The organism is Frigoribacterium sp. CFBP 8751, assembly GCF_014841545.1.
Classification (GTDB): Bacteria; Actinomycetota; Actinomycetes; order Actinomycetales; family Microbacteriaceae; genus Frigoribacterium.
The window spans coordinates 21,896-34,428 of record NZ_JACYUB010000004.1; the positions used below are offsets into that span (position 1 = coordinate 21,896).

A 12,533-nucleotide genomic window follows, 5' to 3' on the forward strand; every position below is an offset into this window, starting at 1 on the left:
ATCGTGTTCCCAGCTCGGCGCGGGTCAGGCCGAGTTCTTGCCGCCGGCCGAGCGGGACATGCCGCCCGCTTCGCCGCGAGGGCCCTCGTGCCGGCGCTCGGACTCGGCCTGGGCACGGACACCGGCCCCGGGGTCGGTGGCGTCGAGGCGGGCGGCGATCGCCCGGTCACGTCGCCCGCGCCGCACGACGCCGACGGCGGCCACGATTCCGACGGCGACGATCAGGGAGACGACGACGACGGTGCTGACGTCCACGATGCTCACGGTGTCGGCACCCCCGACGACACGACGACGATCATGGCGACGGCGAATCCGAGAACGGTCAGTCCGAGGTAGAGCCAGAGAGGCGCGGCACTGCCGCCGGCGCGGCGGCGGACGACGACGCTGCGCCCGATCAGGTAGACGAGGGGCCCGAGCAGAGCCCACGCCCAGGGGAACGGCCGCTCGAGTCCGCGGTCGCGCAGCGTGCGGTGGTCGAGCCAGGCGAGCAGCACGATCCCGAGCCAGAGCACGAGCGAGGCGATCTGCACGACGCCCAGGTCGCCGGCGTCGACGCCCGTCCGGCCCGGGATCGCCAGTTCGAGAGCGCGTCGCATGGTCACCACCACGAGGCCCATCGTGATGATGGGCGACAGCGCGATCGCGGTGACGAACGGGGTCGCCGTGAGGGCGATGCGTGGTTCGACCGGGGCTGCCCCGGCGCCGGTGTCGCCCTGGCCGAGGCCTCGGTGGTCGGTCACGATGTCCCCCTCGTTCCCGGGCGGAACCCTGCCCACCCGCGGTCCGCCCGGACGTCTGCGTGCCGGGCCTGCTGTCGACCCTACGACACCGACCGGTACGACCGCGTCCCGCCGTGGACGGAGCCGCCACCACCGGGGGATAACCCCCGCGCGGGTCCGTGGGTGCACGTGATGTTCCGGTACCGGGCCCCGCGGCGAGGATCGTGGACATGAACGACTCGACCTCCGCGACCATCGCGACCCGCGCCTCCTCGTCCACCACCACCCGCCGCCGCGGCGCCCTCGCCGCCGGTCTCGCCCTCGCCGCGCTCGCCGCCGTCACGCTCACCGGCTGCTCGGGCATGGCCGACGCCGCGAAGAGCGCGCTCGGCGCCGAGCAGGTGCAGGAGCGCCACTTCGACACCGCGGCCGACGCGCCGAGCTCGACCGACTCGACCGACGTCGCCTGGTTCCTGCCCGAGTGGGTGCCCGCCGACGCCCGCGACGTCGACGTGCGCCTCGACACGCAGGAGCCCGGCTACGAGCTCTCGTTCACCTCCGAGACCGGCCCCGACCTCGCGGGGTGCACCCCCGTCGACGGCGACCTCGGCGGCCCCGCCCTCGAGCCGACCACGCTGCCCGAGCCCCTGCCGACCTCGGGTCTCGTCAGCTGTGGCGACGGCCGCGTCGTCGCCCAGGTCGACGGACGCTGGGCCAGCTGGACGACCGTCGACGCGGTGCCCGGCGACGACGTCAACTCGACGCTGCGTCACTGACCTCACCACCGACCCACGACCCAACGACCCCACGACCCGCACAGGAAGACCACGATGACCCCCTCCCGCCAGCCCCAGCCCGTCACATCCCGCGGTCCCGCCGACACGACCCGAGGAGGCGCGGGCCCCGTCGCCCGCGTCCGGAACGTCACGAAGTCCTTCGGCCAGGGCGACGGTCGCGTCGACGCGCTGCGCGACGTCTCGCTCGACCTGCCGGCCGGGCAGTTCACCGCCGTCATGGGCCCGAGCGGATCGGGCAAGTCGACCCTGATGCACATCACCGCCGGCCTCGACTCGGCCACCTCGGGGCAGGTGCTGCTCGGCGACACCGACATCACCGGGCTCGACGACACCCAGCTGACCCTGCTGCGCCGCCGTCGCATCGGCTTCGTCTTCCAGGCGTTCAACCTCGTGCCGACCCTCGACGTGTCGGCCAACATCGAGCTGCCGTTCCGTCTCGACGGCCGCCGCGCCACCGCCGACGAGCGGGCCTGGATCGACTGGCTCGTCGCCACGCTCGGCCTCGGCACCCGGCTGACCCACCGCCCCCACCAGCTCTCGGGCGGGCAACAGCAGCGCGTCGCGATCGCCCGCGCCCTGGCCACCCGGCCCGACCTGATCTTCGCCGACGAGCCCACCGGCAACCTCGACTCGAAGGCCGGCCGCGACGTGCTCGACGTGCTGCGCACCGCGTCGACCGACCACGGTCAGAGCATCGCGATGGTGACCCACGACCCGGTCGCGGCGAGCTACGCCGACCGCGTGGTGTTCCTCGCGGACGGCCGCATCGTGCACGAGATCGACCGCAGCACCGCCGCCGAGATCTCGGGCGTCATGCTCGACCTGGAGCGTGTCGCGTGAGCGCCCGGGACCAGCTGCGCGAGCACCGTCCGAGCATCCTCGTGGCCGGTCTCGGCACGACGTTCGGCGTCGGGCTGCTCGGCGTCACCCACGTGCTCGAGCAGATCGTCGCCTCCGACCCCGCGGTCGCCGCGAGCGGCACGGTCTCGACCATGCTCGGCTTCGTCGCCGCGGTCTTCGTGGGCCTCGCGCTCTACGTCGGCGCGATCGTCACGGCCAACACCTTCACCACCGTGGTCGCCGGCCGCACGCCCACCATCGCCCTGATGCGCCTGCTCGGCTCGTCGGCGCGCGACCAGCGTCGCGCCGTCGCCCGCGAGGGGCTCGTGGTCGGCGTCGCCGGCGCCGTGCTCGGGACGCTCGCCGGCCTCGCGCTCGTCGTCGTCGCCGTGCGGGTGCTCGTGGGGCGTGGCGACCTGCCCGACCTCGCGTACTCGTACGTCTCGGTGGGCGGTCTCGTCCCGGCCGTGGCCGTGGTGCTGACCACGGTCGCCGCGGCCTGGGTCGGCTCGCGCCGCGTGCTGCAGGTGACGCCGCTGCAGGCGACCGACGCCGCGCAGGACGCGCCCGTCTCGGCCCGGTCCCGCCGCGTCGTGCGGACCGTGTTCGCCGCCCTGCTCGTCGTCGGCGGTGGTCTGCTGCTCGTCGCCGGGGTCGTGGTCGGACTGGTCGACGCGATGGGCGTGCTGATCGCGTTCTTCGGTGGCGTGCTGTCGTTCACCGGTGTCGTCGTCGGCGCCCACGCGCTCATGCCTGCCGTGCTGAGCGCCGTCGGCCGGACGTTCGGCACGAGTCAGGTGGCCCGCCTCGCCGCCGAGAACGCCCTCCGTCAGCCCGAGCGCAGCACCCGGGCCACGATCGGCATCGTGATCGGCGTGACCCTCGTCACGACCCTGTCGGTCGCGCTCGAGACGCTGCGCTCCTTCATCTACTCGATCGAGCAGGACCCGTCGTACGCCGCCGAGCTCGACCAGGTGTTCACGACGACGTTGCTGATCGTCGCCGCCCTCGTCGGCTTCTCGGCCGTGATCGCCGCCGTCGGCATGGTGAACGACATGTCGCTGAGCGTCCTGCAACGGAGGCGCGAGCTGGGCCTCCTGCGCGCGATCGGCTCGACCGCGGGTCAGGTGCGCCGCATGATCCTGCTCGAGGCGACACAGATGGCGTTGACGGCGATCGTCGTCGGGGTCGTGCTCGGCGTCGTCTACGGCTGGGCCGGAGCCCAGGCGCTGCTCGGTTCCGCGAACCAGGGTCTGCTCATCGCGCCGACGCTGCCCGTGCCGCTGCTGCTCGGGCTCGCCGTGACGGCCGCCGTGCTGGCCGGGGTCGCCGCCCTCGTCCCGGCCCGCCGGGCCACGTCGGTCACCCCGGTCGAGGCGCTCGCCGCCCGGTGACGCGGGCTCGGGAGGCGACATCGCCAGGGGTTCCGGAGCCGGCTTCCGACGTGCGGCCCCGGGTCGGCGGCGCGCTCCGGGTCACCGTCGAGCTGCGCACCCTCTCGGGCTGACCCGCGTTCTGGGGTGCCCCGTTCTCCCCAGGCGGGGGGCGGCCGCTCTAACCTTCTTCGATGAGCGTCAATCAGGTGAGCGACGACACGCTGCGCCCCAGCGTCTGGGGGGACTCGGGCCTTCTCGGGCGAGTCATGTCCGCCGGCTCACGACGGCACGTCCCGGTGCTCAAGCAGGGCTTCGTCTTCTTCTTCGTCCTGATGGCCGCTCTCGTGAGCACGGTCATCCCGTGGCTGCCGGTCACCGACGCACCGACGATGTGGGCCGGGGTCTCGGCTGCTCTGTTCGGTGTCGCCTTCGCCGCAGCCGCCTCGTGGCGTCCCCGATTGCTCGCGTGGGAGATCGTCATCCCGGCAGCCGACTTCGTGGCGGTGGGGTTGCTGCGATACGGGACGGGTGACAGCCGGTCCGTCTTCGTGCCGATCATCCTGCTGCCCATCGTCTGGATAGCCGTCTGGGCAGGCCGGTCGAACATCGTGTGGCTGCTCGTCGGATCGGCCGTGACCTTCCTGCTGCCGTTCGTCATCGACCCCGGTGGTCGCGCGCCCAGCGAGTTCATCCGCATCGTGTTCTCGTTGGCCATCTACGCCACCGTCGGACTCGCCGTCAACGAGCTCGCACGCCAGGCCAGTCGCAGGGTCGAACTCTCTCGTGCGCAGCAGCACGCCGTCGAACGCGAGATCGACAAGGCCGCGACCATCCAACAGTCACTCCTGCCTCCGAAGACGAGCCTTCTCCCGGACATGTTCGCCGTTCGGGGGACGTGCATCCCGGCGCGGACCGTCGGGGGAGATTTCTACGACTGGTATCCGACTCCGGACGGCATCGCCCTGACCGTCGGGGACGTCATGGGGAAGGGAGTGGGGGCGGGGATGATCGCGGCGGCCGTGCGTTCCGTCATCCGGAGTTCGTCGGACGACCTCGACCCCGCCGTGGCGCTGCGTCGTGCCACGACCGGTCTCGCGAGCGGTGACAGCGATGTCGACATCCAGTTCACGACCTGTTTCCACGCGCGCATCACCCCGTCGGGCGAGGTCCGGTGGGCCGACGGTGGGCACGGCCTGGCGCTCATCCGGCGGGCCTCCGGTCTCGTGGAGCGGCTGCGATCGTCGGATCTGCCCGTCGGCCTCGGGGATCACTGGGTCTCCCACACCGACCAGTTGCAGCCAGGAGACACGATCGTCTGCATCAGCGACGGGGTCCTCGACCTCTTCCCGGACGAACTGCTGGCTTTCAGTGCCTTCCAACGCCTGCTCATCTCGACCGGTGACTCGAGTGAGATCGTGCAGAGGGTCACCGAACTCGTCGGCGACGACGAACAGGCCGACGACGTCACCGTCGTCGTGGCGACCTTCGCCCCCGCCCCCGCCCCCGCCCCCGCCCTCGCACGGGCCTGACGTGCGTCTTTCCCTGACGGCCCTGGCTTCCTGAGCAGAACGAGCCGGCCCGCGAACCGGACGCGATTCCTCGGACGTTTCGACGCAACGTGTTGGGCGGGTGCGAGCCCGTGAGAACGGGGAAGATTCCCCTCGCCGGTTCGGCGGCAGCGAGGCAACAGCTCACCGGGAACCGGGTCAGATCGCGTCCGGGTTACTGCTGATCGGCGCGCCCGGCGGCCATGTCGCTCGCGTGTCGCAAGAACCTCGCGAGGCAGTCGAGATTCGTCACGAGGAGAGTGTCCCCCTGGCGGCACACGGACGATGCTTCTCGGAGAACCGGGCATGCCCGGTTGGTTCCGGTCATGCCGCGGCCGACGTGCATGTCCCGATCGGCTACACCTGGGCAAGCAACCCGTCACGCTGCGCCACGACGCCCTGTCGAGAGTTCGAGAGGCGGGCGCATCCGATGAGCATGACGTCACTGCAGCGGACGAGGCACCGCCACCGGGCTCATTCGCAATGACAGGCTTCTACTTCGGCCAGGCAGCAACGATCGAGAACAGTTCGACGAGCGCTTCGCGGTGGCGCCAGAGCACATCGTCGATGCCGTCGACTACCTGACGGCCGCGCTCTGTCACCTCGAGGGTCACCGCTCGGGCGTCGTCGGGAACTCGTCCGCGGTGCCGGCCGACGAGACTCTCGGCGACCAGCTGATCGATGACGTACGCCGTGCTCTGGCGGTACGTCGCCTGCGCCTGGCTGACGTCACGTGGTCGGATGTTCTCGGTGGCCGCGATCTGGACCAGGGTGATGCGTCGTCGACCGGTGACGTCCGGCAGGTCGAGGGCACGGAGGGACGCTCCCAGGTCTTGGCCGACACGGCCCGTCAGACCGAGCACGGCCAAGGGGTCGATCGTCTGTCCACCTCTGCGCTGAGGTCTGGGAGGTGCATCGAGTCCCCTCAGGACAGCCCCGGCCAGGCCCTTCAGTTCCTGGAAGGACACTTGCAGGGATGCTCGGAGCGCCTCGGCCCGCAAGCGGCCCGGGGGAGTGAGTTCCACGGCGACGGCGCGACCGTCGAACTGGCTCGGGGCGGTCGACACGAGCCCGTCACGGCGGAGCCTGTCGATCAGATGGTGAAGCACGTGTCGGGCCATCGATGCACTCGACGTGAGTTCCCTCGTCGTGAGCTGGTTCCCGAGGGCCAGCTCGCTGAGGACGATGAACTCCTCGTTGTCCGCCCACGTGCCACCGAAGGCCTCGGTGACCACGCTCGTCACGGCTTCGCTGAAGCGCCCTAGCAGGGCGCTGACAGGAGGGGTGGGATCGGACACGGAGGACTGTTTCTTCCAGCATCATGACGACGGAGATCGCGGACGAACAGTCATGACGTCTGCTGCCAACGACACCGCTCGGGAACTCGTCGAGTAGGCGGCGGCATGTACAGATCGGCAGGGTCCGGGCCTGACTTCACTCTAGACGCCGGCGGGCGGCGGTGGTCATTGCGCGCTCCGCGGAGTGCCCTGCCGTCGTTCATCGGCCGTCGCCTCGGAAAACAGCACTCCATATTCGGATGTACCCCGTTGATGCTCCCAGAAGGCTTGTGTCGGCCGATTCGGGGACAATCCGTACCCCATGCATTTTCGCTAATCGGCCTTTTCGCGAGACTTTCTGGACATATCTCCTTGATTCGTTTAACTTGTTGAGAAATCCCCGTCATGCGGGGTGAGCCACACGTTCGAGGGGATGTGGCTCAGGCCTTACCAACCTAATCAGCCCACCCCGGGCTTGCTGCAGTGTGCGTCGAGCGCGCGCGCCTTCCGGATCACCCATGTGGCGGACGCGCTGATCGGTGCACGCGTTTCTCAAGGACGACAACACATGCCCTTTGCCTCTGCCCGGAAGAAGGTCTTCGCCCTGATCGGCATCGGAGCGGTCATCGCGTCGGCCTCGGTCGTCCTCCCGACTGCAGGGGCGGTCCTGCCCGCGAATGCGGCGCAAGATCCTGCTGCATGCCAGAACACCCTCGCGCTCGTCAACGGCGGATTCGAACAGCCTGTCTATCCCGATGGCACGATCAACTTCCCGACGGCCATCCCTGGATGGCAGACGACGGACGTCCGAGGGGCCTTCGAGCTCTGGAGTCAGGGCGCCCAGGGTGTGCCTGCAGCCACAGGTCGGCAGTTCGCGGAACTGAACGCGTATTCGTCAAGCACCCTCTTCCAAGACGTCACGACGACGCCTGGACAGACGCTGAGCTACTCATTGCAGCACCGGGGTCGCAACGGCACTGACACGATGGCTGTGTTGGTTGGCCCGCCGAACAACAACAGCCTCACCAGCATCGCCACCTATAGCGACGGCAACACTGCATGGGGAACCCATTCGGGCACGTACGTCGTGCCCGAGGGCCAGACCACGACCCGCTTCGCCTTCCGCGCAGTGAGCTCGGCTGGTGGCAACGCCAGTGCTGGTAACTTCCTCGACTCGATCAGCTTTGGTACCGGACCTTGCATCATCGCCGACAAGACGGTGCAGAACGTCTCCGGGAACAACCCCACCCGCGTCGGCGACACCCTTCGCTACACGGTGACCGCCACCAACAACGGCGGAAACCCAGCGTTGCTTGCTGTGGTGAACGACGCGCTGGCCACCGGTGTCACCTACGTCCCCGGATCGATGCGGATCACCGCGGGCGCCGGGACGGGGCGCCTCACCGACCAGGGCGGCGACGACCGCGGGGAGTACACAACGGCGTCTCGGAACGTCGCCGTCCGCTTGGGCGACGGAGCCTCCGCGACCGGCGGCGGCACGATCCAGCCGGGCGCCACGACCACGGCCACCTTCGACACGGTCGTGAACGTCTCGGCCGCGAACGGCTCCGTCGCCAACGCGGCCACCGTCGGCTTCACCGATCCCATCCTCGGTCAGACCCGCGCCTCCACCACCCAGACCACCTCGACCACGATCGCCCCCGCCGCTGACCTCGCGGTGACGAAGGTCCTGGACACGACCCCGGTCGTCGCCGGCCAGCCGATCTCCTACACGGTCACCGCCTCCAACAACGGACCCCAGGCCGGCACCGGTGTCCGCGTCACCGACACCCTGCCCGCCGGACTGACCGGCGTGACCGCGACAGGTGCGGACTGCACCGTCACCGGCACCACCATCGGCTGCGCCGTCCCCGACCTGGCCGTCGGAGCCAGCACCCCGATCACGATCACCGGAACCGTCCCCGCGACGGCCGACCCCGGCGCGGGCCTCACGAACACAGCGACCATCGCCGGTTCCCTCACCGACCCCGACCGCACCAACAACACCGCCACAGCAGCAGCCACGGTCACCACCGCGGCGGACCTGTCGATCGTCAAGACCTACGCCCCGACCACTCCCGTGGCAGGCGAGCAGGTCACCTACACGCTCACTGCCCGGAACGACGGCCCGTCCGACGCCCGTGGCGTCACCATCACCGACCCCCTCGACCCCGAGGTCACCTTCGTCTCGGCCACCGTCCCCGGCGGCACCTGCACCCTGACCGATGACGTCGTCACGTGCGACGCCGGGACCCTGGCTGCCGGGACGACCCAGACCGCGACGATCACCGTCACCCTCGCCCCGGATGCTGCGGTCGTCCAGAACACCGCAGCGATCACCTCCTCCACGCCCGAGACGGACCCGACCGACAACACCAGCTCGACCCAGTTCGCGGCCACGACCTCTGCCGACCTCAGCATCGCCAAGACGGCCACGCCCGCGACGGCGACCGCAGGCGACGAGGTCATCTACACCTTGACCGCCACGAACAACGGCCCCTCGGAAGCGACCAACGCCGTTCTGAAGGACACCCTGCCGGCCGGTGTGACGGCCACGAACGTCGTCTCACCGGCCGGGGCCACGTGTGACGTCGCTGACGGTGCTGTGCAGTGCCAGTGGGCCACTCTGGCCAGAAACGCCACGAGTGTCGTCACCATCACCGCGACCATTGCCGCTGACGCCCCCGCCGGGTCGTTGAGGAACACGGCCTCGATCGTGTCGCCGACGTCCGACCCCGACACGACGAACAACTCCGCTTCGGCGAACGTCGATGTCGAGCAAGACGCCGACCTCGCCGTGACGAAGACCGCGAACCCCAACCCGGCAGTTGCCGGCGGGCCGATCACGTTCACCATCACGACCACGAACAACGGGCCTTCCGTCGCCCGCGCCGTCGTCACCAGCGACCCGCTCCCCGCCACGATCACGGGTGCTGCAGCCAGTGACGACTGCTCGATCGTCGACGGTGTCGTCATCTGCCAGATCGGCGACCTCGCCCCCGGCGGGTCCTCCGTCCGGACGGTCACCGCGACCGTCCCGGCCAGCGGCGCCGGCGTCGACGTCGTGAACACCGCCTCCACCACCTCCTCGACGCCCGACGGCGACGCCGCGAACGACCAGGCCACCGTGACCGTCCCCGTGACGGCCAGCGCCGACGTATCCGTCGTCAAGACCGCAGCTTCGACGACCGTCCGCCAGGGGCAGCCGGTGCAGTACACGGTCACGACCAGCAACGCCGGCGTCTCGGACGCCCAGAGCGTGACCATCCAGGAGCGCCCCGCCGCCGGTCTGACCATCACCTCAGCTGTCCCCTCGGCCGGGACGTACGACCCCGCCACCCAGGTGTGGACCGTCGGGACCCTCGCGAACGGCGCCAGCGCGACCCTCGCCGTCACCGCGACTGCCGACGCCGCAGGCTCCCTGGCCAACCAGGTCGTCGCCAGCTCGGTGACGCCCGACCCGGACACGGCCGACCTCACCTCGACCGCCACCGTCACGGCCACCGCCGTCACCCCCGCGTCCTCGACGGCTGACACGGCCACGGCCTCGTTCAACGAGCCGGCGACGTTCCTCCCGTTGTCGAATGACACGCCGTCGACTGGTGCGACCCTCGACCAGGCTTCATTGCGTCTCGTCGATGGAGCCGGGAACCCGGTCCTCACCCTCGCCACCCCGCAGGGTCAGTTCGACGTCGACACCACGACCGGTGAGATCACCTTCACTCCGGTCGCCGGGTTCGTCGGGACCGCCACGGCCCCGTACCAGGTGACCGACAGCGACGGCCGCGTGTCGACGTCGACGGTCACCGCGACCATCACGGGCCCGCCGACCGCCGCCGACGACACCATCACGACGCCCCAGGGCGCGGACGTGACCGTGCCCGTCCTCGGGAACGACACCGGCGCCTCCGGCATCGCCCTTGACCCGGCGTCCGTGCAGCTGGTCGACCCGACCACGGGTGCGCTCGTTGCGACCCTGACCGTCGACGGGGAGGGCACCTACTCGGTGACCCCCGACGGCGAGGTCGTGTTCGAGCCGCTGCCGACCTTCACCGGTCCCGCGACGCCCGTCACCTACAGCGTCGCTGACGTCAACGGCGACCGGGACACCGCGACCCTGACCGTGTCGGTCACGGCAGCACCGTTGCCGGCCGGAGTCGAGGACACCGTCGGCACCGCGTACAACACGCCCGTGACGTTCTCCCCGACGGGCAACGACGACACCGGTGATCCGGCCGCGTCGTTCGACCTCAGCTCGGTGCGACTGACGGACCCTGTCACCGGCGACCCCGTGACGGCCGTCACGATCGATGGTGAGGGCACCTACGAGGTCGACACGGCCACCGGTGAGATCTCGTTCACCCCCGTCCCGGACTTCACCGGCGAGGCGACCCCGGTCAGCTACACCGCGACGACCACGTTCGGCGAGTCGGTCACCGCCGACGCCACCGTGACGGTCGGAGCACCCGGGGCGCCCACCGCGACGGACGACACCGGGGCTGCACCGTTCGGCGAGTCGATCACCGTGAGCCCGCTGGCGAATGACACGTCCGGCCCCGCTGGCACGTCGTTCGTGACCTCGTCGCTGCGACTGATCGACCCGGCCACCGGGACACCGGCGACCACGGTCACGGTTCCCGGTGAGGGCACCTGGACGGTGGACACCACGACCGGGGTCGTCACCTTCGCTCCTGTCGACGGCTTCACCGGCCCCGCGACCGCGCTCGACTACACGGCGACGACCAACGTCGGGGACACGGTCGCCGGCAGCATCACGGTCACCAGCGGCACCCCGCCGTTCGCCACGCCCGACTCCATCACCGTCCCCTCGGGACAGGTCGCCACGATCAACGTCGTCGGCAACGACGGGCTCGGGAGCGCTGCGAACTTCGCCGACGTGCCCGTGACGTTCCTCGACGGTGACGGGAACCCGGTGACGATGCTCGTCGTCCCCGGCGAGGGCACCTGGACCGTCGGCGGCGACGGCCGCACGGTGACCTTCACGCCCGAGGCCGGGTTCGTCGGGACGGCGACCGTCCCGTACCAGCTGACCGACAGCGACGGGCAGACGGATGTCTCGACCGTCAGCGTCACCGTGTCGGCCGCACCCGTCGCGGTTCCGGACGTCGCGACCACTGGGCAGAACACGCCCGTCACGGTCACCCCGCTCGCCAACGACACCGTCAGCGGCACCGGTGCGACCCTCGACCCGGCCAGCCTGCGCCTGGTCGACCCGGCCACAGGCGACGCCGTGACCACGGTCACGGTGCCCGGTGAGGGCACCTGGACCGTCGGCACCGGTGGGCAGGTCACCTTCACCCCGCTGATGACGTTCTCCGGGACGGCCACGCCGATCGGGTACCAGGTCACCGACACCGATGGAGTCACCGTCGGGTCGACGATCACCGCAACGGTCGTCGGCGTCGCCCCCGTCGCGAGCAACGACACCGTCACGGTGCCCCGAGGTGGTTCGGTCACCATCGACCCGTTCACCAACGACACTGCCGGCACCGGTGACCTCGACCGCAGCTCGCTGCGCCTGGTCGACCCGACCACCGGCGCCTTGGCAACCGCCGTCACCATCCCCGGTGAGGGCACTTATGCCGTCGACACCACGACGGGACTGATCACCTTCACCCCCGCCCCGGCCTTCACCGGCACCTCGACGATCATTTACTCGGTCGCCGACGGCAGCGGGAACCGGACCACTGCGACCCTCAGCGTCGATGTGACCGCTCCGCCCGTGGCGGTGAATCCCGGGCCTGGTGGAGGGGTCGTCATCACGACGCCGAGCGGGCAGCAATTGGCATTCACCGGATCGCAGATGGTCGGCTGGGCAGGCCTGGCAGGTCTACTTCTGCTCATGGGGGGGATCAGCTTGGTACTCGTCCGACGGAAGCGACGCGCACAGCCATGACACGACCGCCGGGCCGTACTCACGTCGGGTGAGCGCGGCCTGGCAGGGTCACCGCATCTC

At 70.3% G+C, this 12,533-nt stretch carries 8 protein-coding genes; 5 read left to right on the top strand and 3 right to left on the bottom strand.

Translation table 11 applies throughout. The annotated features are described in order from the left end of the window. Positions 1-24 precede the first annotated feature (24 nt). Both IFT88_RS11335 and IFT88_RS11340 read right to left on the bottom strand, forming a co-directional pair. Positions 25-255 carry a hypothetical protein gene (locus IFT88_RS11335; RefSeq protein ID WP_156155471.1) on the bottom strand — a complete coding sequence of 77 codons (231 nt, stop codon included), beginning with the start codon at positions 253-255 and terminating at the stop codon, positions 25-27. 5 nt (positions 256-260) lie between these two features. Beyond that, positions 261-740: a hypothetical protein gene (locus tag IFT88_RS11340; protein WP_052505135.1), complete on the bottom strand. Its 480-nt coding sequence runs from the start codon at positions 738-740 to the stop codon at positions 261-263. A gap of 209 nt (positions 741-949) precedes the next feature. Here IFT88_RS11340 and IFT88_RS11345 point away from each other — a divergent pair, with 209 nt between their 5' ends. The 4 genes from IFT88_RS11345 to IFT88_RS11360 all read left to right on the top strand — a co-directional run bounded on the left by IFT88_RS11345 (position 950) and on the right by IFT88_RS11360 (position 5,261). After that, a complete protein-coding gene (locus IFT88_RS11345) occupies positions 950-1,495 on the top strand; it encodes a hypothetical protein (RefSeq protein WP_192120656.1) in 546 nt (181 codons plus the stop codon). A 54-nt stretch (positions 1,496-1,549) separates the two neighbouring features. Then, positions 1,550-2,356, top strand: a complete 807-nt coding sequence (locus IFT88_RS11350; RefSeq protein ID WP_192120658.1) for an ABC transporter ATP-binding protein — start codon at positions 1,550-1,552, stop codon at positions 2,354-2,356. Further along, complete coding sequence (locus tag IFT88_RS11355) at positions 2,353-3,750, top strand: FtsX-like permease family protein (RefSeq protein ID WP_192120660.1); 1,398 nt, start codon at positions 2,353-2,355, stop codon at positions 3,748-3,750. Before IFT88_RS11350 ends, IFT88_RS11355 begins: the two co-directional genes overlap by 4 nt. Positions 3,751-3,923: 173 nt before the next feature. Further along, a complete protein-coding gene (locus tag IFT88_RS11360; RefSeq protein ID WP_192120662.1) occupies positions 3,924-5,261 on the top strand; it encodes a PP2C family protein-serine/threonine phosphatase in 1,338 nt (445 codons plus the stop codon). Between the two features lie 512 nt (positions 5,262-5,773). Here the strand turns inward: IFT88_RS11360 and IFT88_RS11365 are convergent. Next, positions 5,774-6,577, bottom strand: a complete 804-nt coding sequence (locus tag IFT88_RS11365; protein ID WP_192120664.1) for a MarR family winged helix-turn-helix transcriptional regulator — start codon at positions 6,575-6,577, stop codon at positions 5,774-5,776. A gap of 547 nt (positions 6,578-7,124) precedes the next feature. On the opposite strand from IFT88_RS11365, the gene IFT88_RS11370 reads away from it, so the two are divergent. Beyond that, positions 7,125-12,473 (top strand): beta strand repeat-containing protein, encoded by a 5,349-nt coding sequence (locus IFT88_RS11370; RefSeq protein ID WP_192120666.1) that lies wholly within the window; start codon positions 7,125-7,127, stop codon positions 12,471-12,473. The last annotated feature ends 60 nt before the right edge of the window (positions 12,474-12,533 follow it).

Coding starts and splice junctions, on each gene's coding strand:
- IFT88_RS11345 (WP_192120656.1), top strand. CDS start 950: ATGAACGACTCGACCTCCGCGACCATCGCGACCCGCGCCTCCTCGTCC.
- IFT88_RS11350 (WP_192120658.1), top strand. CDS start 1,550: ATGACCCCCTCCCGCCAGCCCCAGCCCGTCACATCCCGCGGTCCCGCC.
- IFT88_RS11360 (WP_192120662.1), top strand. CDS start 3,924: ATGAGCGTCAATCAGGTGAGCGACGACACGCTGCGCCCCAGCGTCTGG.
- IFT88_RS11370 (WP_192120666.1), top strand. CDS start 7,125: ATGCCCTTTGCCTCTGCCCGGAAGAAGGTCTTCGCCCTGATCGGCATC.